Raw genomic sequence first — 21,987 nt, forward strand, 5'->3', positions numbered from 1 at the left:
GAATGCCGCGCTGAAATACGCATTTGCCCGTCTGCCGAGAGATACGTCATACCTCTTGAGCAAGCCCTGCGATTGGTCCGGCAGGTATTGATAGGCTGGATGTCAGTCTTGATCCGTGTGCGGTTGCTGGAGACGCACTTCATCACATTGCGCAGGCTTCGGTCGCTCTCGTAGATCGTTACCGAGGAATACTCATCACCCCGTACGAAATTCCACGCAACGGCGGCTCCGACCAGTAGAACGAAAATAGCGAAGAGGATCCTGATCAAGGCGCGCCTTTGACGTCATCGAGGTGGGAGCGCGTTGTTTCGCCTTAGGATCGCGCTGTCAATGTACGCAAATCTGGTCGACAACCAGATAAAGCCTGCACCAACCTACCCGGCCCCTGACAACCGCGTGCGCAGGTCCATAAGGTGCAGGGGAAGCGAAAGCGCGAGCAAGACCGCGACCCACTCCCAACCGGCCCCGACCAAGGCGGCGCGAAGAGCAAGCACTATGAATACCGCGGGCCCCACAAGCCCCAAGATCTGCGCCCAACTCCATTCGCGGATGCGAAGCCACACCGCCTCCGCCGCCAGCACCGCCAGCACAAGATCGGCGGCGTGACCGCTCGCGAAGAAAGCTTCGATCATGTCCATGGTCGTACAGGCGCGCTCAGCCGAAGGGGCCGTTGAGATCAACCACCGCCCAGTTGAGCGCTGCGGCAAAAGTCACCCAAAGCAGATAGGGCAGGAACAGCAAGGCTGCTGGCTTCGAATACCGCCCGCAATAGACAACCAGCGCCACGATCGAGAGCCACAAGAGCAACACTTCTATGAACGCCCAGTCGGGCCGCTGGATGCGGAAGAAGATCATCGACCACGTGATGTTGAGAAACGCATTGAGCGCAAACAGCCCGATGATCGTATCCGAAACCTTGGGCGTAGGCGCGGCGCGCCACGCCGAGACAATCGCTGCGGTATTAAGAGCGAATATGATCGTCCAGCCCACCGGAAACAGGACATCGGGCGGGTTCCAGCCCGGTTTTTCGAGGCTTTGATACCATGGCCCCAGATCGGTGATCGTTGCTCCGAGAACCGCAACAATCGCTGCGGCAATGGCCGCCACGACAGCGGGCAATATCCAGGTCTTGCTCATACTCATGGCTGGTGATCCCTCTCCCGCCGATTGAAAAACGTTACGAACTCGCCGGTCTGAGGCCGAGCAGGTGCGCTGTGTCCTTCAGGAATATCTTCACATGGGCGAGCGGTTTTTTCCGGACCAGCTTCTTGTTCATGTAGGCCTGCCAGGTGAGGTGCTGGACGTCCTTGTCGTCGCACATATCGACGAAACGCTCGCGCCTCTTGTCGCTCGAATACCAGAAATACTGCATGATCCCGAGGATCCAGAAAACGCGGCCGTGATCCTTCATAAAGCGTTTGCGCGCTGTCTTGAGCGCCTTGGCCTCGCCGGTCAGGAGCATTTGCGATGCCGCCTCAGCGGAGTAGCGTCCGCCGACCATCGCGTAATAGATGCCCTCGCCCGATGCCGGGGCGACAATGCCGGCGGCGTCGCCCGCGACGATGACGTCTGCTCCATTGTCCCAGCGCTTCAACGGCTTCAAGGGAATGGGCGCGCCTTCGCGGCGGATCGTCTCGCAGCGGGTGAGGTCGAGCTCACTGCGCATTTCGGAAACCGCGCCGCGCAACGAAAAGCCTTTGTTTGCGCTGCCGACGCCGATGCTAGCCGTATCGCCATGCGGGAACACCCACGCATAGAAATCGGGCGAGAGCTTGCCTTGATAGAAGACGTCGCAGCGGTCTGGATCGTAGGCATCATCGTTTGCGATCATGCCCATTTGCGGCGACTTGATGATCTCGTGATAGGCGAAGACGCATTTGACCCGTTCCGCATCGGGCAGGCACTGCTTGGCAACGGAGGAGCGTGCTCCGTCTGCGCCGATGATGCAGCGTGCACGGACCTTTTCGATTGGCCCGCCGCGTTCGCGCCTGAAGGTTACGATTGGGTGCGCATGCTCGTCGCGCTCGACCTTGTCGAAAGTGGCGGTCAGGCGCTCCACGCCGGACATACGGGCACGCTCACGCAGCCACTCATCGAACTCCTCGCGGTCGACCATGCCGACATAGCCGATCTCGCCGACCGGCATATCGACGGCGCGTCCCGAGGGCGCGATCATGCGAGCTGAACGAGCGCGCGCGACCAGTAGCGATTGCGGAATGTCGAAATCGTCGAGCGCACGGGGCGGAATGGCTCCACCGCACGGTTTGATCCGTCCCCCTCGCTCCATCAGCAGCACCGAATGGCCCGCAAGCGCGAGATCGTTTGCAGCGGTTGCGCCAGCGGGGCCTCCGCCAACGACGACGACATCGTAGATTTTCTCGCTCATGCAAACACCTCTTCGTCCCTCTCGATAATGGCGCGCGCAGGCGCGAGCCCTCTGGCGGTGGCACGCACCGCAAGCCAGGCGGCGAGCACGAAAAGCCCCGCCTCAATGGCAAAAACTATCTGAAATGCGCTGGGGTCATGCGCGATGGCGCGTCGAGCGACGTCCAGCCCTCCCCCGCCGAGCATTCCGCCCAGACCGAATGCAATCGCCTGCGCCGCGCCCCAGACGCCCATACGCACGCCCTCGCGCGTTTTCTCACCGGCCCCGGCAAGACCCATCATCGCGCCGATCGCAGCGACCGCGAACAACCCGTTGCAAAAGCCGAGGACGAAGACGTTCACGGCAATCGGCCAGCCCGGTCCAACCTGCGCGGCGATCGCGAGGCACGCGAGTGCGAGCGCCGATCCAAGGCAGCCGAACACGATCCAGTGGCGAAGCTCGAACGGGAGCCGTCCGGCAAAGGCGCTGCCCCCGATCCCGGCGACGATCATGCCGACGAGCACGCCGCCAGACTGCATGCCGCCAAGCTGCGTGGATTGGCCCGGCGTCATGCCGAAGATCAATCCTGCGAATGGCTCAAGGATCAGGTCCTGCATGTTGAAGGCCATCATCGAGACGAAGATGAAAAGCGTGAAGCGGCGCGCGGCCTTTTCGTGCAGGATCTCGCGCAGGGCTTCCTTGAAGTCGGGAGGCGGATCGCTCTTTGCGGTTTCAGCAAAGGCAAGCACCGCGCCCGATCGCGGCTCAATCCGGTAGACCGCGATGCAGGTTATAGCGATGCAGGTGATCAGCAGGCCGGACGCAACCGATAACAGGCGCTCGGGCGAAAACGGTTGAAGCAAAGCGCCGACCGTGATGGCCGATACGACGATACCGGCGACCATCATGATCCATGTGACCGCCGCAGCAGCTGCGCGCCGTTCGGGCGCAACACCCGATGCCAGCAGCGCCAGCGCCGAAGTCCCGCTCGCCCCGACGCCGACGCCGATCAGCGTGTAGCCGAGCACAGCGATGACCATGGCGAGCGTGAATTCCTGCTGGATCATCACCGTCGCCTGAACCGCCATGATCGCGCCAAGGCCTAGAACCACGATCCCGCCGGCGATCCAGAGCGAGCGGCTGCCGCCCTTGTCCGAGCCATGCCCCCACAGGGGGCGGCCCAGCTGGACCGCGTAATGCCAACCAACAAGTGCTGCCGGGATGGCTCCCGCCAACGCATACTCGACCACCATCAATCGGTTGAGGACCGTGGTAATCAGCATCACCATTGCCCCGATAGAGGCCTGCACCAGGCCGATGCGGATGATCGCCAGCCATGACAGGCCACGATTCGCCGGAGGCGGTGCTGGCGCGTGCATCAGATGTAACCCCCAAGGCCGAGGGCAGCGGCAAGCATGCCGAGAACGTAAAGCGTCACGCCCACACCATTATACCAGGGTGCATAGCGCTTCGGATTGCCAAGCAGGCGCGGCATGGCCGCAAACTGAGCCAACAGCACCCCGCCGACGATCAAAGCTGAAAGCGTAAGGCCCCAATAGGCCAGAAGCGCAATGACCGCGATCTGCGCGAGCGCCATGACCGCGCAGGCAAAGCGCGCTGCGGGCGTCACGCCCAGTATGACGGGAAGCGAGCGAAGGCCTGTCGCCCTGTCTCCCTCAACCGCCTTGAAATCGTTGAGCGTCATGATGCCGTGAGCGCCCAGACTGTAGAGCACCAGAACTATCAGGACCTCTGCGCGAGGCATGGCGCCGAGGATGACCGCAGCGCCCGTGAACCAGCTCAGCCCTTCATAAGTAAGGCCGACCACGGCCGGACCTGTCCAACCGCTTGTCTTGAAGCGGAACGGCGGCGCGCTGTAACCCCATGCGAGCGCCAGCCCGACGAGTGCCGCGACGAAGACCAGCGGTCCGAGCAGCCATGCGACCACTCCTGAAATGATGGTCGCCATTATGGCGATATAGAGCCCCCAGCGTCCGGGAATGCGGCCTGAGGGAATGGGACGGTCAGGTTCATTGATGGCATCGACATGGCGGTCGAACCAGTCGTTGACGGCCTGGCTCGTCCCGCAAACGAGCGGACCTGCAAGCAGCACACCGCCCAGCACGAAGAGCCATCGTCCGTCCAGACCTGCCCCAGACGAGACAGCACCACACATGAAAGCCCACATTGGCGGGAACCACGTGATCGGCTTGAGCAGTTCGAGAATATCACGAGGTCTGGGACGCAAGGGCGCTGGCGCCTGAGTAATGGGCACTTCGCGAGTCGAGACGGCGGACCTCTCCATGTCGTAAATCTATGCCTGACAGGCGTATGCGTCAAACTAATTGGACACTATGATGTGTCCGATCGCCCGTTTTGCGCCGATATCCGGATTTTGAGCGCCAATTGCGCGTCTCTAGAGGCGCAGAGCGTGCGCGCATGCAGCACAGCCTCGCCGAAAGCGCCTGGATTTCGCGAATCTCCAAACACCTGATTTCACGATGCAATTGATGTGAATGAGCCAGCGGAGGACTACCCAGCACTCCTGCGCAGGCACTCGGCGCGCGTTGAAGTGTGCCTATTCGGGATCGCTCGGCAGGTTGCCAAGCCCATGCCTGTGAAGCTTGGAATAGAGGCTCTGACGCGACAGGCCAAGGATTTCTGCGGCCGATGCGCGGTTGTCCGAGGTGTATTGAAGCGCCGCCTCAATGCACAAGCGCTCGATCAAATCGGTGCTTTCGCGCACGATTTCCTTGAGCGACATCCGGCCGACCAGGTCGGTGAGTTGCTCCACCGAACGCGGCAGGTCCTGCGATCCGGGCGGCAGATCGCGCAACCGGCGGCCGATCGGACGGATCACGAAAGCATACAGTCCACCTTCGCCACTTGAGCGCACCGCTGACAACTCGATCGGCTCGCCCTCGATATTATCGCCGATGCGAAGCACGGTCGAAACGTTGCGGGCACATCCATACTGGTCGATCTGACCCTCGATCAGTTCCAGATCGATGCCCGGACGTCCAATCCAGCTTGCCAGCGCCCGGCCTCGCAACGGGTCAACACTGGCGGCCTGCACCAGCTCAACGAAAGCGTTGTTGCAACTGACGAGGTCGAGGTTGGAATCGGCCAAGACGAATGCGTCCGGCATCTGATCGACCAGCTCGAGCGCCGGAGAGAAGCCGCCTGCATCGCCTTGATCCATTTGAGGCGAAAGCTTGAGAAGGAGGTATTGCCCCCGGTCCTGAGTAAAGGCCGCAGCGGTGGCCGCTACCTCTGTGGAGCCCTTCGTGAGGGTCACACTCAAAGGTGTTACATGCTCGGACGCCAGTGCCGCTCCGACGAGATTTTGAAGCGTGTCACGCGATCCCTTTTCCACAAGCGTGGGGAGCTTCTTGCCCGGCAAGCTACCCGACCGAACACCCATCAGCGTGTGAGCAGCGGGGTTGGCCTCACGGATTCGCAGGGTTGCAGCCTCGACGATCATAACCGGCTCGCCCGACATCTCGAACAGCATCCGATATCGCGCTTCGAGCTGGCGCATGCGCAGATAGTCGCGTTCAAGCGATTGCTGCACCTGAAGCAGGCGCTGCTGCATCTTGCCGGCCTCGCGCAGATCGCGCCCGAAGGCGATGCGGTGCTCGCCTCCATTGACGGTCAAAACGGCATAGCGGATCGGTACATCGCCATCGCGGGTCGGATGATTGACCTGGCGCCAATGCTGCACCTCACCGCGCCTCGCGGCGGCCAGCATTTCCATGACTTTGGGGCGACTCTCGACGGTTACCGTGTCGATCCAGTTGGTGCCTTCCCAGCCTTCAAAGCCGGGGAATTCCTTGGGATCGAAGGCGGTGTCGACAATCATCCCGGTGTCGTCGAGGACGAGGGTAATGTCACCGGCAACCATCGCGAGCTTCATCGCCGCGTCGGCGTCAAGCGAGTTGAAAAGCTCGGCGGCCTTGCCGAACGGATTCTTGCCTTCGATGGAGTGCTTTCGGGTCAGCATCTACAGGCCCACCCTATTTCAGCATATGCGCACGCACCACGGCGGACTGGACCAATCGCTCTGCCACATCGAGTGCGGCCCGAGCGTCGGCGCCGGTCCCATCGGCTCCCACTTCGGCAACTAGTGCTGGGTTTTGGTTGATCATTCGACCACCGATTAAAATAGAGAGGTGCGGATTTGCAGACACGCTGCGCATCGCCTTGATTATGTTTGTTACAGCGGCGCTAGGGCAATCGCGTGAAAGCGTCAATCCTACGACGTCGAACGGCTCTCTAGAGAGCGCGTCGAGAAGCTCCTTGCGCAAAGGCTTGGTCAGAACCCTGCTGTTCCACCCTGCGCGGGCGAAAATCTCGTCCATCATCAGCGCGCCGAAATTGTGCTGGTCGCCCGGCATCGGCGCGAACAGCGCACGGGCCGCCTCAGGCGGCGCAAGCGGCGGGCGAATGGGAGCGCGCGCGGAAATCTCGCGCATAACTTCCTGCAGTCGCCACAAACCCATCGTGACGTCCAGGAAATCGGCTTCATCGTCTTCCCACATCTCGCCAAGACGGCGCGCTGCGGGAGCAAGAAGGTCGAGGAAAACCGCTTCGACACTGACACCATCGGCGAGGAAAGCATCGACCTCCTCGAGCAAGTTTGCCGCCTCGAGCCGCAAGGGCAGTAGCGCGAATTTGTTCGCGGCGGAAGGATCGATTTCCGAATGGGGTACGGCCCCGCCTGTACCAATGGCGTGAGCCATCAGCAGGCGCGGTATGATCTCGCCTTCGATGATTGCGTTGATAGAGTCGCCGGCAAGCGCTTGTTTGTCCGGATTGGCGGACTGATCATCGTCCTCGGAGTCTTTGCGAAGCTTCAAGGAAGCGGACATGACCCTGCGCAACGCGGCCGAGCCGGCGCCGATCATTCCTGTGCCCTTTTGAGCTGCCATTGCTGACCCTTCCCGTCCACCGGCTGATAGTCTCCGGTGATGGCGCGGGTCCCCGCGTCGAGGCTGACGAGGTCGGATGATGCCCGACACCTGTTCCGTCAACGCGACTCCACTACACCAATCACTCTTCCTTAGCAAATAGCCTAAGGAACTCGCTGGCAGACTGTCCACTTTATTTTACGTCTAATTTATTTGACACTCACAGGTCGAGGGGCGTAGTCTTGCATTCTGACAGCAAAGGCTATCGATGAGGATGACTCGACAAGATCTCTCATCCTCGGCTGGCTCCGCACCGCCTTCCGGCAGTGCGCGAGGACAAGCGGGGATCCAGGGGGCGCTCTACTCACCAGAGGAGCGCCGACGGAGGGACGAGTCGGTCTGGACCTTGGTCCAAGGCTTCCTCGCGCCGCTGCAATTCCTTGTTTTCCTTGTCAGTCTCGGACTTGTCCTTCGCACGCTTTCAAGCGGCGAAGGCGCATGGCTCGCGGACGCCTCGATCGTGATCAAGACGCTGGTGCTCTACACCATCATGATCACCGGCTCGATCTGGGAGAAGGTCGTGTTCGGCAAGTGGCTCTTCGCCCCCGCCTTTTTCTGGGAAGACGTTTTCTCGATGGCGGTGCTTGCGCTGCACACGCTCTACCTTGTCATGCTCTTTGGTGCGATCGGCACGATGGAGCAGCGACTCGGCGTCGCGCTGGCGGCTTACGCGGCCTATGTCATCAATGCCGGACAGTTTCTCTGGAAACTACGCATAGCGCGCCTGCAGGGCAGCAATGCCGAGGCGGTGCCCGCATGACGCCGCCGCTCGACACTCCACTGGCTGGCTGCGATGCCCCTCAGGCCGCACAATCACGCCCGATCCTGCGTGAACGCGGACAGCGCGAGGTGTTCTGCGGGCTCACTGGGATCGTGTGGCTGCACCGCAAGATGCAGGATGCGTTCTTCCTGGTGGTTGGCTCGCGCACATGTGCGCACCTTCTGCAATCGGCAGCGGGCGTGATGATCTTCGCCGAACCGCGCTTTGCAACCGCGATCATGGAAGAGCGCGACCTTGCAGGTATGGTCGATGCGCAGGACGAACTCGACCGGGTGGTGACGCGCCTTCTGGCTCGCAGGCCCGATATCAAGACGCTGTTCCTCGTTGGCTCGTGCCCTTCGGAGGTCATCAAGCTCGATCTTGCCAAGGCTGCACAGCGTCTCGGCGCCCAGCACATGCCGAATGTGCGCATTCTCAACTATTCGGGCAGCGGGATCGAGACGACCTTCACGCAAGGCGAAGACGCCTGCCTTGCCGCGCTTGTGCCGGAAATGCCGGTTCTGGCAGCGGACGCGCCCAAGCAATTGCTCGTGGTCGGCTCCCTCCCCGACATCGTAGAGGACCAATTCCTGCGGCTGTTCGAACAGCTCGGCATCGACAATGTCGGCGTCCTGCCTGCTCGCAATGCCCGCGACCTGCCGCCCGTCGGCCCGAATACGCGCTACCTCCTAGCCCAGCCTTTCCTGTCAGACACGGCCATGGCGCTCGAGGGTCGCGGAGCGAGGCGGATCGATGCGCTCTTCCCGTTTGGCGCGGAAGGCACAACCGGTTGGCTACACGCTGCCGCGCGCGAGTTCGGCATCGACGAAGCACACTTCAACGCCGTCGTCGCACCGGGCCGCGAACGGGCAAAGCGCGCCATCGAGCATGCCCGCGAAAACCTCGAGGGCAAGCGCATAAGCTTCTTGCCGGATTCGCAGCTTGAAGTGCCACTGGCTCGCTTCCTCTCGACCGAGCTTGGCATGGTCCCGGTCGAAGTCGGGACGCCCTATCTCCACCGCGCTCACTGCGCTCAGGAGCTTGACCTCATTCCGCCATCGGCACGCATCAGCGAAGGCCAGCACGTCGAGCGCCAGCTTGACCGCGTACGCGAGGACAAGCCCGATCTGACCGTCTGCGGCCTCGGCCTTGCCAACCCGCTCGAGGCTGAAGGCTTCAGCACGAAGTGGGCGATCGAGCTCGTCTTCTCACCGATCCACGGTTTCGATCAGGCAGGCGACCTCGCCGAACTTTTCGCCCGGCCCCTGCGCCGCCGAGACAGGCTGGAGGTGTAAGGATGCAGCTCTCTGTCTGGACATACGAAGGACCGCCCCACGTTGGCGCGATGCGCATCGCCACCGCGATGAAGAGCCTGCATTACGTGCTCCACGCGCCGCAGGGCGACACCTATGCCGACCTGCTCTTCACCATGATCGAGCGGCGCGGTGAGCGTCCGCCGGTAACCTACACCACATTCGAAGCGCGCGATCTTGGCAAGGATACAGCCCAGCTGTTCCAAGACGCCGCGCGCGACGCGGCGGAACGGTTCAAGCCGCAGGCTATGATCGTGGGCGCTTCGTGCACGGCGGAGCTGATCCAGGACGATCCTGGCGGATTATCCGAAGCGATGGACCTGCCCTGCCCGGCAATCCCGCTTGAGCTTCCCAGCTACCAACGCAAGGAAAACTGGGGCGCGGCGGAAACGTTCTACCAGATCGTGCGCCATCTGGCGGACAAGGACCTGACGCAGGCCCCGCGCGAAGGACGCGCCGCTCGCGCCAATATCCTCGGCCCCACCGCGCTTGGCTTCCGCCACCGCGACGATCTCGTGGAGATCCGCAAAATCCTCGATGCGCTGGGCGTCGAGATCAATCTCGTCGCGCCGCTGGACGCGACCCCGTCGGACATCGCGCGCATTGGCGCTGCCGACTTCAACATCGTTCTTTATCCCGAAATCGCAGATGAGGCGGCCCGCTGGCTCGAACGTACGTTCAAGCAGCCAACGGTCCGCACAACGCCTATCGGTGTGAGCGCCACACGCGCGTTCATTGCCGAGGTCGCCGAGTTGGCAGGTGCAGATCCCACGCCTGCCCTCGGCGACCAATCATCCAGGCTCCCGTGGTGGAGCCGCAGTGTCGATTCGACGTATCTCACCGGGAAACGCGTCTTCATTTTCGGAGACGCAACCCACGCCGTCGCGGCCGCGCGCATTGCTCAGGACGAGCTTGGCTTCGAGGTATGCGGACTTGGTTGCTACAACCGCGAATTCGCCCGCGAAATTCGCGAAGCGGCAAAGCTCTACGGCGTCGAACCGCTCATCACCGACGATCACCTTGCGGTCGAAGATGCGATTGCAGAGGCTTCTCCCGAACTCGTGCTCGGCACGCAGATGGAGCGGCATATTGCCAAGCGTCTCGGTATGCCTTGCGCGGTCATTTCGGCGCCGGTTCACGTGCAGGACTTCCCGGCGCGCCACAGCCCGCAAATGGGTTTCGAGGGCGCGAATGTGATCTTCGATACCTGGGTTCATCCGCTCGTCATGGGCCTGGAAGAGCACCTGCTCACCATGTTCCGCGAGGATTTCGAATTCTCGGACGAGGCAGGTGCATCGCATCACGCAGCACACTCACCACGCGCCCCGACAATCGACGCCGAAGTGCCAGAAGAGCCGGTCATTCCTCAAACGCCGACGAACCCGGACAGCATCTGGACGGTAGAGGCAGAGCGCGAGCTCAAGAAAATCCCGTTCTTCGTAAGAGGCAAGGCACGGCGTAATACCGAAGCCTTCGCCCAGGATCAGGGCCGATCAGAGATCGACCTCGAAACCTTGTACGACGCCAAAGCGCATTATGCACGGTAGGGCAGACCATCCTACTGCCCCAGGTGGTGACCAGCGCAAGGCTCCTGTGCGCGTCACCATCATCACGCTCGACAGCCACCTGAAAGGCGCGGTTGACCGTGCTGACGAGGTGCTTGCCCGAGATAACATCGAACTCACGCTCCACGCCGCGTCCGAATGGGGCAGCGAGAACGGCGCGCTCGAATGCGCCAAGGAAGCGGTCGAGAACGCCGACATCGTCATCGCAACGATGCTGTTCCTCGACGACCATGTGCGCGCGATTCTGCCTACGCTCGAAGCGCGGCGCGAGGAATGCGACGCGATGGTCTGCCTTATGTCGGCAGGCGAAGTGGTGAAGCTGACCCGCATGGGCGGCTACCGCATGGATGCGCCCGCCAAGGGCCCGCTCGCGCTTCTCAAGAAGCTGCGCGGATCGAAAAAGGCAGGAGCAAGTTCGGGCGCGGGGCAGATGAAGATGCTGCGACGCCTGCCAAAGATCCTGAAATTCATTCCGGGCACCGCTCAGGACGTGCGGGCCTATTTCCTGACGTTGCAATACTGGCTCGCCGGTTCGGACGAGAACGTCATCGCCATGGCCCGTGCCCTGATCGACCGCTACGCCGCGGGCGAGCGCGCTGATCGCCGCGGTGAAACCAAGGCCGACGCACCAATCGAGTATCCTGAGACCGGCGTCTATCACCCGCGCACCAAGCAGCGGATCTCAGAGACGCTGCGCCTGCTGCCGCGCGATGGCAAGGCAAACGGCAACGGCAAGAACGGCACGGTCGGACTGATCCTGCTGCGCTCCTACCTGCTGGGACACGATAGCGGCCACTATGACGGCGCTATCGCTGCTTTCGAAGCGGCGGGAATGAAGGTCGTTCCCGTCTTTGCAAGCGGGCTCGATGCGCGCCCCGCCATTGAGAAATTCTTTGTCGAGAACGGTGAGCCCGTGGTCGATGCCATCGTCAATCTGACCGGCTTTAGTCTTGTGGGCGGCCCCGCCTACAACGACGCAAAGGCCGCACGCGAGATTTTGGGCGATCTCGATGTGCCCTACGTCGCGGCGCACGCCATCGAATTCCAAAGCCTCGAGGAATGGCGCTCGCGCGACCAGGGCCTGCTCCCGCTCGAAGCAACCATGATGGTCGCCCTTCCCGAGCTCGACGGTTCGATCACGCCGAGCGTTTTCGGCGGTCGCCCCGCCCCCGGATCACCCGTTTGCAATGGCTGCGAGCGCAAGTGCGAGCGCGTGGCGTCCGAGCGCCTCAATCCGATGCAGGGCTGCCCCGAGCGGGCCGAGGCACTGGCAGACCGAGTCGCGAAACTGATCGAACTGCGCCGGTCGGAGCGGGCGAGCCGCAAGCTCGCAGTCGTCCTCTTCAACTTCCCGCCCAATGCAGGTGCGACAGGATCGGCGGCGTTTCTCGCGGTCTACGAATCGCTCTTCGCAACGCTCACCCGGCTTGCGGCAGAAGGCTATTCGGTCGATCTTCCCGAAAGTGTCGACGCCCTGCGTGACGCGATCCTAAACGGCAATTCGGAGCAATTCGGCGCTGATGCCAATGTCGCGCACCGTGTGCCTGCCGACGAACATGTGCGGCGCGAAACCCATCTGGCCGAGATCGAGGCACAGTGGGGCCCGGCACCGGGCAAGGCGCAGACGGACGGCTCGCACATCCAGGTTCTCGGTGCGCATTTCGGTAACGTCTTTGTCGGGGTGCAGCCTGCCTTCGGATATGAAGGCGACCCGATGCGGATGTTGTTCGCTGGCAACTTCGCGCCGACGCACGCCTTCAGCGCCTTTTATCGCTACATCCGCGAGGATTTCGGCGCGCAGAACGTCCTGCATTTCGGCACACACGGTGCGCTCGAATTCATGCCTGGCAAGCAGACCGGCATGACCAGCGAATGTTGGCCGGAGCGCCTGATTGGCAATGTGCCAAACTATTACCTGTACGCCGCGAACAACCCGACCGAAGGGATGCTCGCCAAGCGGCGCAGCGCGGCGACACTTGTGAGCTACATGACGCCGCCTCTCGCTCAGGCTGGCCTTTACAAGGGACTCAGCGAACTCAAAGCCAGCGTCGAACGCTGGCGCATGAGCGATGACCCACAGGAACGCGCGGACCTGGCGCAGATCATTACCGACCAGAGCGACGCGCTCGACATCAGTTATGCGGACTTATCGGAGCTTCCGGCCAAGCTCTACGAGCTGGAAGAGGCACTGATCCCGCATGGTCTGCATGTCTTGGGGAGCAACCCAGCTGGCGAACGGCGCGAGGCGATGCTCGACGCGATGGTGGAGGCTTCGGGAGAAGACACCGACCGCGAAGCGCTCGGTGAAAAGCTCGACTCAAGCGATGAACTCGCCTCGCTGATCCACGCGCTCGACGGTGGCTACGTCCAGCCTGCTCCCGGCGGAGATGTGGTGGCGAACCCCGATGTCCTTCCGACGGGCCGCAACATTCACGGCTTCGACCCCTTCCTCATCCCGAGCGCATATGCTTGCAAACAGGGCGCCGAACAGGCCGAGCGGCTGCTTGCCCGCCATGTCGAAAGCGGCGCCGAATTCCCGAGCAGCATCGCCATGGTGTTGTGGGGCACAGACAACATGAAGTCCGAAGGCGTCCAGATCGCGCAGGCGATGACGCTAATGGGCGCAAGGCCTCGGCGCGATTCCTATGGCCGGCTGTGCGGGGCAGAGCTTATCCCGCTCGAAGAACTCGGCCGCCCGCGCATTGATGTGGTCATGACGCTTTCGGGCATTTTCCGCGACCTGCTGCCGCTGCAGACCCGAATGCTGGCCGAAGCCGCCTTCCTCGCCGCTCAGGCCGACGAACCTGCCCATGCCAACTTCGTGCGCAAGCACTCTCTCAGCCACGCCGAGGCGCATGGCGTCGATCTGGAAACGGCGGCGCTAAGGGTCTTCTCCAACCAGGAAGGCGCTTACGGCGCGCAGGTGAACCAGATGATCGACGGCGGCGTCTGGGCCGATCCCGACGAACTCGCCAATGCGTTCGAGATCAATAAGGGCTTCGCTTACGGCGTGCATGGCGAACCCGTGCAGCGCCGCGAATTGCTCACCTCGGCCCTGAGGGATGTCGAGTTCACCTACCAGAACCTTGAAAGCATCGAAGTCGGCATCACCGACCTCGACCAATATGTCGACGGACTTGGCGGGGTCAGTCGCTCGGTGGCTCGGGCCAGGGGCAAGGACGCACCCGTTTACATCCTCGATGCGACGCGCGGGAACGCGAAGGTGCGCACACTCGCCGAACAGATCGACCTCGAAACCCGTACGCGCACGCTCAACCCGAAATGGTTCGAAGGCCTGCTCGATCACGGTTTCGAAGGCGTTCGCAACATCGAGCAGCACGTCACCAACACGCTCGGCTGGTCGGCGACCACGGGCAAGGTTGCGCCGTGGGTTTACCAGAAGATTTCCGAGACATTCGTGCTCGACGAAGAGATGCGCCGACGTCTCTCCGAGCTCAATCCGAAAGCCAGCGCGCGCGTGGCCGGACGCCTGCTTGAAGCCTGCGACCGCCATCTGTGGGAGCCCGACGAGGCCACCCTCGCTGCGCTGCGCGAAGCCAATGACGAACTCGAAGATCGCCTCGAAGGCGTCTTCGTGGCTCAAGAATAAGAGGGATCGACGACATGAACCTGCACACACCGAAATCCGGCTTTTCGAAGCCTGACGGGGAAGGATCGGTCCAGGTCCAGCTCGACCCGCGCGACCAGATCAAGGGAGCGAAAGTGTTCGCGGTCTACGGCAAAGGCGGGATCGGCAAGTCGACCACCTCGTCCAACCTTTCGGCTGCGTTCTCGAAACTTGGCCACCGCGTGCTCCAGATCGGCTGCGACCCAAAGCACGACAGCACCTTCACTCTGACCAAGAAGTTGATGCCGACTGTGATCGACGTGCTGGAGACGGTCGAGTTCCACTCGGAGGAATTGCGGCCCGAGGACTACATGTTCGAAGGCTATAATGGCGTCATGTGCGTCGAGGCCGGCGGGCCTCCGGCAGGCACCGGCTGTGGCGGTTATGTCGTTGGGCAGACGGTCAAGCTGCTCAAGCAGCACCACCTGCTCGAAGACACCGATGTCGTCATTTTCGACGTGCTTGGCGACGTGGTGTGCGGCGGGTTCGCTGCCCCCCTCCAACACGCAGAGCGCGCACTGGTCGTGGCCGCGAACGACTTCGACAGCATCTTCGCGATGAACCGCATCGTCGCGGCAATCGGTGCGAAATCCAAGAATTACGACGTCCGCCTCGCAGGCGTCGTCGCCAATCGTAGCCGCGAGACTGATGAGATTGATCGTTTCTGCGACCAGATTGGTATGCAACGGCTCGCGCATTTCCGCGACGTCGACGCGATCCGTCGTTCTCGGCTCAAGAAATGCACGCTCTTTGAAATGGGCGACGATCCCGAAGTGATTGCCGCGCAGGACGAATATTTGCGCCTTGCAGCGATGCTCTGGGCAGGGGTCGAGCCATCGACCGCGCAGCCGATGAAGGACCGGGACATCTTCGATTTTCTGGGGTTTGAGTGATGGCCACCCGGATCGACGACACGCCCTACACGATGCGCCGCGAGGCGCTTGCGACCTATTTCGATTCCACCGCGAAACAGGCGTGGATCGACCTCACCTCCGACGCAAAGGTCAGCGGTATCCGCGCGACCGTGCGCGCCGGGCGCAAGTCCATGCGCGAGTTGCTGGTGAGCTGGCTTCCCTCGGATTTGCGCCGCACGCGCATTCTCGATGCCGGTTGCGGCACAGGCGCTCTCGCAATCGACGCAGCCTGCCGCGGCGCAGACGTCACAGCGGTCGATGTAGCGGGCGGTTTGGTCGAGGTCGCCAGAGAGCGCGCCACCGGCTTTACTGGGCATGGGAAGGTCCGCTGGCGGGCTGGCGACATGCTCGATCCCTCGCACGGCACTTTCGCGCATGTCGTCGCGATGGATTCGCTCATTCACTATTCGCCCGAGGATCTGGTCGACGCCGTTGAGGGCCTGAGTGAACGCACGACAAGATCGATCCTGTTCACTTTTGCGCCGCACACAAAGCTGCTCGGCGCGATGCATACGGTGGGCAAGGCCTTCCCTAAAAGCGACCGTTCACCCGCTATCGTGCCCGTCTCGGAAACCGAGCTGCGCGCACGTCTTGGCCGCCTCTCTGACTGGAAGATCGGTCGCAGCGAGCGCATTTCGAGCGGGTTTTACACCTCGCAGGCACTCGAACTGGTGAGACGCGGATGAGCCAAACCCCTCGCCAATCCTACCGGTTTGCCCGGATGATCGCAGGGCTGCTGCCTTTCGCGGATGCGGCCAGCACCGAGCTGCCGCTTTCGCGGCTGCTACGACTTGCGCTCTTTCAGGTAAGCGTCGGGATGGCGATGGTGCTGCTTTCGGGCACGTTAAACCGGGTCATGGTTGTCGAGCTCGGCACTCCGACCTGGCTTATCGCGCTGCTGATCGCGGTGCCGCTTGTGGTTGCACCCTTCCGTGCGCTGATCGGGCACAAGTCCGACCAGCACGTCTCCGCGCTCGGATGGCGGCGCGTACCCTACATCTGGTTTGGCACGATGATGCAGTTTGGCGGGCTGGCTATCATGCCCTTCGCGCTTCTTCTGCTTGAGATCGAGGGGCGCTTTGAATTGGGCCTTGGCGCAGCAGCGGTGGCGTTCCTGCTGACGGGCCTTGGCTTCCATGTGACGCAGACCGCTGGCCTTGCGCTCGCGACTGACCTTGCGCCCGAAGACAAGCGCCCGCGCGCGGTTGCGCTTCTTTACGTGATGCTGCTGGTGGGCATGATGCTGGCAGCCTTCGTCATCGGCGGTTTGCTGATTGACTTCTCGCCCACCCGGCTCGTGCAGGTCATCCAGGGCGCTGCCGTTCTGACCCTCGTGCTCAATGTCATTGCGCTTTGGAAACAGGAAGCGCGAGCGCCCGAGCGGGCCAAGCCTGACCCGAACGCGCCCAGCTTCAGCGAGCTTTGGAACAATTTTGTGCGCGACGGGCGCAATGCGCGGCTGCTGACCGGCATTGGCATCGGCGCTGCCGGTTTTGCCATGCAAGACGCGCTGCTCGAACCGTATGGCGGCGAGATCCTCGGCCTCTCGGTCGGCGCGACAACGACGCTGACCGGCCTTTGGGCACTCGGAGCGCTGCTGGGCTTCATGTATTCGGGCCGCGCCCTGTCGCGCGGCGGCGATCCGCTGCGGATCGCGGGCCTTGGCCTTGTTGCAGGGCTTAATGCATTTCTGCTCGTGCTGTTCGCCGCGCCCATCGGCTCACCCACCATGCTGTTCGTTGGCGCGGCGCTTATCGGTCTGGGGCTCGGCATGTTCTCGGTCGGCACGCTCATCGAGGCGATGGCGCTCGCAAAAAGCGAAACTGCCGGTCTCGCGCTCGGCGCATGGGGTGCCGTTCAGGCAACTTGCGCTGGTGCAGGCATCGCGGCTGGCGGCGCGCTGCGCGATGTGATCGCAGCCATCGGCGTCAACGCCGATGCCGCCCTCCTGTCGAGCCGCGCAGCCGGTTACACCACCGTCTACGCTCTAGAAATCCTGCTGCTTCTTGCAGGTCTCGCCGCGATTGGGCCGCTTGTCGGCAACTCTCGCACCAATGACAACCGTTCAAGGGATAGCGCAGGCCAGCCGTTCGGCCTGCGCGAGTTCCCGACATGAGCCGCGCCAGCAGGGATAGCGCGGCCGTTACCGCAGCAAGGGGCGAGAGGCGTGTCCGCTCCTTTGCATTTGAGAGGAAAGTACCATGACTGCCACCAACCTTTTGGGGACCGCTTACATCGTGGGCGTGTTTGATGTTGCCGAATTGGCATTCATCCTGTTTTTCATCTTCTTCGTCGGGCTCGTTATCTATCTCAACCGCGAGAGCCGCCGCGAAGGCTATCCGCTTGAGCATGAGCAAACCGGCGTGGTCGAACGCGGAACGCCGCTGTTCGATGCGGGGAAGAAGACCTTCAAGCTGCCGCACGGTCGCGGCACCTACACTCCCGAGGATGTAGCGCGTGATCCGGTCGATATCCCGGCCAAGCAAGCCTTCGGAGCAGCTGGCGCGCCTTTCGTGCCGACCGGCGATGCCATGGCCGATGGCCTCGGCCCGGCAGCCTACGCCAATCGCAACGACTATCCCGACCTCACCATGGAAGGTGCACCGCGCATCGTTCCGATCGCAGCCAGCCACGGCATCACGATCGCCGAAATGGACATGGATCCGGTCGGGCTGCCAGTCTACGCCGCCGACAAGAAGAAAGCGGGCGTGGTGAGCGATGTCTGGGTCGACCAGGCAGAGCACATCATCCGCTATCTCGAGGTGACGACCAATTCGGGCAAGAAAGTCCTCGCACCGATGGGCTTCTGCGCGGTTCAGGGCAAAGGATTCCTTGGCGGGATCACTCCGCTGGTGGATGACCAGACCGCTCTGATCGACATCACAGCCATTCGCGCCGACCAGTTCGACGCGGTTCCTGCCATTGCCACCGCCGGCCAGATCACCCGTCTCGAGGAAGACAAGATCCAAGGCTATTTTGGCGGGGGCTACATGTATGCGACCGCGGAGCGCTCTGAGCCGTGGCTGTAAACGAAAGCAAGCCGGACGCAGGCGCGCAAGACAGCCTGGAGGACCTTGAGGCCGTCGGCCCCAAGGCCTTCGGCGATCCAATGGGCACGCCGAGCGAAAAAGAGACGGTGCTTTGGCGCGGGCAGCCCGAGTTGTCGGTGCTCGCCCGCACTGCCTTCCACACGCGCAGTGTCGGGATATACTTTTTGCTCCTGATCGGCGTTTCGGCTGCCTTCGGCAACATTAATGCGGCGATTGTCTGCACGGTCCTCGGTGTGCTGGCGGTTGCAATCCTGCATGCTTTGGCCTGGGTGAGCAGGCGCACGACGCTCTATATCCTGACCGATGCGCGCCTGATCATGCGGATCGGGATGGCGCTTGAAACGCGGGTCAATATTCCGCTCAAGCGTGTCACTTCAGCTGACCTCAGGATGCGCGGCGAGAGCCATGGCGATATCGCGGTGCAGCTGGCCGGCGAACGGACGCTTGGATATGCGCTCCTCTGGCCGCATGCCCGCCCGTGGCGTTTTGCCAAGCCCGAGCCGATGCTGCGGGCTGTGCCTGATGCACAGGCGGTGGCGAAAATGCTGGCCGAGGCCTGCGCCGATCACACCGCGATTGAGCAGAACTTGATGCAGATCAAGGACGCCGCGCCCCAAGAGCCTCAGCAGGTGAACGGCCCTGCTGCGGCGGGAGCTTATTCCGACAGCGAGCTCAAAGGAGCGCATGCATGATCGTCCGCGAATATGAAGATGATGAGATCGTCGTCCACCGTGTGCCTCTCATGATGGCAGGAGCCTTGATCGTGAGCGTTCTCGCCCTGACGGCGGGCACCACGATGGGTTATTTCGAGCGGCAATCGGTGCCCAGCGAAGCCCGCGCCACTTCCGGCGCCCAGCCGCTCGACACGCGCGCACTCTATTTCTTCGACGAAACCGACGGAACGGTCAGAGTCGAGGATGCTGAGACCGGCGAGGTGATCGAAAGATATGGCCCCGGCACCGGAGGCTTTGTTCGCACCTCGCTGCGCAGCCTCACCTACCAGCGCCGCGTCAACGGCATCGGGCGCGAAGTGCCCTTCGATCTCATCGAGTGGGACAATGGCGAACTCACCCTGATTGACAGCACGACCGATGCAACGGTCGAACTCGGATCATTCGGACCCGGCAACCGGGAAACATTCGCAGCCATGCTCGAGAGAGGAAGCTGAACAATGGCAACGCTAGCCCAGGGATCGGCTAAAGCCACAAAAGGCGCCGCGACAGCGCACGGCGCGCGTCGCTTCGACACGCCCTGCACGATCACAGTCGAACAGTCGTCGGAGCACTTCCACGCGCATGTAGAACTGCCCGAGGAAATCGTGATGGAGCCGGGCGACAAGGTCCGCGTCCACGGCGATCCAATCTCAATTCCGTTCGGAAGCCGCGAAGTGTTTGAACGCACCGCGACAGTCACGCGCGCAGGACCGCTGAAGCGGCTGCTGACCCGCTGCGCTGCCTATTTCGACTTGGCCGAACTCTACGAAGTCAGCTTCAACGCCGGGAGGATCAAATGAACGCTTACAAGCCCATGACGAGCGAAGAGGCCATGGCGCTGGCGACCGAAGACACGATGCTCACGCCGCGCTTCTACACGACCGATTTCGACGCGCTCGATGCGATCGACGTATCGCTGGTGCGCGAGGAATGGGACGCGCTAATCGAGGAGATGATCGGCGATCCCAACAAGCAGCACTTTAAGCATAATGACAGCTTCAAAGGCGTCATCGAAGGCCTCGAACCCGAACTGCGCAAAGAATTCATGGACTTCCTCGTCAGCTCGATGACCTCTGAGTTTTCGGGCTGCGTCCTTTATGCAGAGATTGCGCGGCGCACGAAGAACCCCGACGTGAAGCAGCTCTTCAAGCTGCTCGCTCGCGACGAAAGTCGGCACGCGGGCTTCATCAACGAAAGCCTTAAGGATGCCGGCGTCGGGGTCGATCTGGGCTTTTTGACACGGACCAAGAAGTACACCTTCTTCAAGCCGAAATTCATCTGGTACGCGGTCTATCTGTCCGAAAAGATCGGTTACGCGCGCTACATCACGATCTATCGCCACCTCGCCGCGAACCCGCAGCACAAGTTCCACCCGATCTTCGATTGGTTCGAAGAGTGGTGCAACGACGAGTTCCGTCATGGCGAGGCGTTTGCGATGCTGATGCACGCGGACCCTGACCTGCTCAAGGGCCGCAACAAGCTGTGGATCCGGTTCTTCCTGCTGTCGGTCTACGCCACAATGTATGTGCGCGATCACAATCGTCCGGTGTTTCACCGTGCGTTGGGCGTCGATCCGACCGAGTATGACTACAAGGTGTTTTCGATCTGCAACCAGATCAGCCGACAGGTCTTCCCGGTCGAACTGGACATCGATGACCCGACCTTCCGTGCCAACATGGAAGCGCTTCGCCTGGCGGCCCTTCGGATCGAGGAAGGTAAGGCGCAAGGCGGTCTTGGCGGCTTCGCCAAGCGCGTCAGCGGCATGGCTGGTGCCGGCCTCAACTTTGCAAAGATGTATTTCCACCGCACGAAGCCCAACACGCTTCCGCAGACGATCAGGCTGCACCCTGCGTGGTAAGCTGGAGCGGCCATATTCTGCCGTTCATCGTAACGGTCGTGATCTGGTTCTTCGCAACCGGGCTCATCGCCTTTTCCGTGAGCGTTGGTCCTGACAATCGCGGTCGCGCAACTTTCAGGCGCAGCGTTGCATTGGGTGGTGCTGCCGGAATCGCTGGGCTGATCGCGATCCTGCTGGCCTCAAAAAGCGTGAGCGTTGCCGCAGTCTACGTCTCGTTTGTTGGAGCGCTGCTGGTCTGGGGCTGGCACGAAGTCGGTTTCCTGACAGGCGCGGCTGCCGGCCCGCGCAGGTCGGCGTGCCAGCCGGGCGCGCGAGGCATGGACCGGTTCATGCAGGCAAGCGCAACCGTGATCCATCACGAAGTGGCTCTCGCTCTCACCGCCCTCATGCTGATTACGCTTTCTTGGAATGCGGCGAACCAGATCGGAGCGATGGTTTTCGTGCTGATGTTCGCTCTTCGCCTTTCGACGAAGGTGAACCTGTTTGTCGGCGTTCCCAACTCGACGACTGAAATGCTCCCCGCTCACCTGAGCTATCTGAAGAGCTATTTCGGTCGCAACCGTATGACCTGGCTGCTTGCAGTTTCGGTATCCGCGATCCTAGCGGCTTCGGCCTGGTTTGGCAGCCTTGCGATCGCCGCTCCGCTTGGCAGCGTAGAGATGACGGGTGCAAGCCTGCTGACCGCGCTGTGCCTGCTTGGCGTGCTTGAACATCTTTTCCTCGCCCTGCCCTTCAGAGATGGGATGCTGTGGGGGTGGGCATTACCGCAGGCCGGGGCACGCTCCGGCTCGCACTCAAACCTTGGCGGCAAGGGGGGCTCTCAGCCGTCATGAGCAACGACAACAAGACCA

At 62.1% G+C, this 21,987-nt stretch carries 20 protein-coding genes; 13 read left to right on the plus strand and 7 right to left on the minus strand.

Annotated features, from left to right (window positions below):
• Positions 1-374: 374 nt before the first annotated feature.
• From NAP1_RS09130 to NAP1_RS09160, 7 genes are all read right to left on the minus strand, one after another.
• Complete coding sequence (locus tag NAP1_RS09130; RefSeq protein WP_156777235.1) at positions 375-632, minus strand: hypothetical protein; 258 nt, start codon at positions 630-632, stop codon at positions 375-377.
• A 22-nt stretch (positions 633-654) separates the two neighbouring features.
• On the minus strand, positions 655-1,143 hold the full coding sequence (locus tag NAP1_RS09135; RefSeq protein ID WP_241761204.1) for a TspO/MBR family protein: 489 nt from the start codon (positions 1,141-1,143) through the stop codon (positions 655-657).
• 34 nt (positions 1,144-1,177) lie between these two features.
• Positions 1,178-2,386, minus strand: coding sequence for a geranylgeranyl diphosphate reductase (locus tag NAP1_RS09140; RefSeq protein WP_007164996.1), 1,209 nt, complete (start codon positions 2,384-2,386; stop codon positions 1,178-1,180).
• Entirely contained in the window at positions 2,383-3,744 is a 1,362-nt protein-coding gene (locus NAP1_RS09145) for a BCD family MFS transporter (RefSeq protein ID WP_007164997.1), read from the minus strand. Before NAP1_RS09145 ends, NAP1_RS09140 begins: the two co-directional genes overlap by 4 nt.
• Positions 3,744-4,670 carry a chlorophyll synthase ChlG gene (gene chlG / locus NAP1_RS09150; RefSeq protein WP_040464372.1) on the minus strand — a complete coding sequence of 309 codons (927 nt, stop codon included), beginning with the start codon at positions 4,668-4,670 and terminating at the stop codon, positions 3,744-3,746. Before chlG ends, NAP1_RS09145 begins: the two co-directional genes overlap by 1 nt.
• 273 nt (positions 4,671-4,943) lie before the next feature.
• Entirely contained in the window at positions 4,944-6,368 is a 1,425-nt protein-coding gene (gene ppsR / locus NAP1_RS09155; protein WP_007164999.1) for a transcriptional regulator PpsR, read from the minus strand.
• A gap of 13 nt (positions 6,369-6,381) precedes the next feature.
• The gene (locus NAP1_RS09160; RefSeq protein WP_007165000.1) at positions 6,382-7,296 is read right to left on the minus strand and encodes a B12-binding domain-containing protein; all 915 of its coding nucleotides are present in this window, start codon (positions 7,294-7,296) and stop codon (positions 6,382-6,384) included.
• Positions 7,297-7,549: 253 nt separating this feature from the next.
• Between NAP1_RS09160 and bchF the strand changes: the two genes are divergently transcribed.
• The 13 genes from bchF to puhE all read left to right on the plus strand — a co-directional run bounded on the left by bchF (position 7,550) and on the right by puhE (position 21,969).
• On the plus strand, positions 7,550-8,095 hold the full coding sequence (gene bchF / locus NAP1_RS09165) for a 2-vinyl bacteriochlorophyllide hydratase (RefSeq protein WP_040464374.1): 546 nt from the start codon (positions 7,550-7,552) through the stop codon (positions 8,093-8,095).
• The gene (locus NAP1_RS09170; protein WP_007165002.1) at positions 8,092-9,390 is read left to right on the plus strand and encodes a ferredoxin:protochlorophyllide reductase (ATP-dependent) subunit N; all 1,299 of its coding nucleotides are present in this window, start codon (positions 8,092-8,094) and stop codon (positions 9,388-9,390) included. The genes bchF and NAP1_RS09170 overlap by 4 nt, the downstream gene beginning before the upstream one ends.
• Before the next feature lie 2 nt (positions 9,391-9,392).
• Positions 9,393-10,955, plus strand: coding sequence for a ferredoxin:protochlorophyllide reductase (ATP-dependent) subunit B (bchB, locus tag NAP1_RS09175; protein ID WP_007165003.1), 1,563 nt, complete (start codon positions 9,393-9,395; stop codon positions 10,953-10,955).
• A complete protein-coding gene (locus tag NAP1_RS09180) occupies positions 10,945-14,583 on the plus strand; it encodes a magnesium chelatase subunit H (RefSeq protein ID WP_050750421.1) in 3,639 nt (1,212 codons plus the stop codon). The genes bchB and NAP1_RS09180 overlap by 11 nt, the downstream gene beginning before the upstream one ends.
• Positions 14,584-14,597: 14 nt before the next feature.
• Complete coding sequence (gene bchL / locus NAP1_RS09185; protein WP_007165005.1) at positions 14,598-15,494, plus strand: ferredoxin:protochlorophyllide reductase (ATP-dependent) iron-sulfur ATP-binding protein; 897 nt, start codon at positions 14,598-14,600, stop codon at positions 15,492-15,494.
• Positions 15,494-16,201 (plus strand): magnesium protoporphyrin IX methyltransferase, encoded by a 708-nt coding sequence (gene bchM, locus NAP1_RS09190; RefSeq protein ID WP_007165006.1) that lies wholly within the window; start codon positions 15,494-15,496, stop codon positions 16,199-16,201. Before bchL ends, bchM begins: the two co-directional genes overlap by 1 nt.
• A complete protein-coding gene (locus NAP1_RS09195) occupies positions 16,198-17,631 on the plus strand; it encodes a BCD family MFS transporter (RefSeq protein WP_040464375.1) in 1,434 nt (477 codons plus the stop codon). Before bchM ends, NAP1_RS09195 begins: the two co-directional genes overlap by 4 nt.
• Before the next feature lie 85 nt (positions 17,632-17,716).
• Positions 17,717-18,544, plus strand: coding sequence for a photosynthetic reaction center subunit H (gene puhA / locus NAP1_RS09200; protein WP_007165008.1), 828 nt, complete (start codon positions 17,717-17,719; stop codon positions 18,542-18,544).
• Entirely contained in the window at positions 18,535-19,257 is a 723-nt protein-coding gene (gene puhB, locus NAP1_RS09205) for a photosynthetic complex putative assembly protein PuhB (protein ID WP_007165009.1), read from the plus strand. The genes puhA and puhB overlap by 10 nt, the downstream gene beginning before the upstream one ends.
• A complete protein-coding gene (gene puhC / locus NAP1_RS09210; RefSeq protein WP_007165010.1) occupies positions 19,254-19,733 on the plus strand; it encodes a photosynthetic complex assembly protein PuhC in 480 nt (159 codons plus the stop codon). The genes puhB and puhC overlap by 4 nt, the downstream gene beginning before the upstream one ends.
• Before the next feature lie 3 nt (positions 19,734-19,736).
• A complete protein-coding gene (locus NAP1_RS09215; RefSeq protein WP_007165011.1) occupies positions 19,737-20,078 on the plus strand; it encodes a hypothetical protein in 342 nt (113 codons plus the stop codon).
• The gene (gene acsF / locus NAP1_RS09220) at positions 20,075-21,136 is read left to right on the plus strand and encodes a magnesium-protoporphyrin IX monomethyl ester (oxidative) cyclase (protein ID WP_007165012.1); all 1,062 of its coding nucleotides are present in this window, start codon (positions 20,075-20,077) and stop codon (positions 21,134-21,136) included. The genes NAP1_RS09215 and acsF overlap by 4 nt, the downstream gene beginning before the upstream one ends.
• Positions 21,130-21,969 carry a putative photosynthetic complex assembly protein PuhE gene (gene puhE / locus NAP1_RS09225; RefSeq protein WP_007165013.1) on the plus strand — a complete coding sequence of 280 codons (840 nt, stop codon included), beginning with the start codon at positions 21,130-21,132 and terminating at the stop codon, positions 21,967-21,969. The genes acsF and puhE overlap by 7 nt, the downstream gene beginning before the upstream one ends.
• The last annotated feature ends 18 nt before the right edge of the window (positions 21,970-21,987 follow it).

The organism is Erythrobacter sp. NAP1 (assembly GCF_000152865.1).
Taxonomy (GTDB): Bacteria; Pseudomonadota; Alphaproteobacteria; order Sphingomonadales; family Sphingomonadaceae; genus Erythrobacter.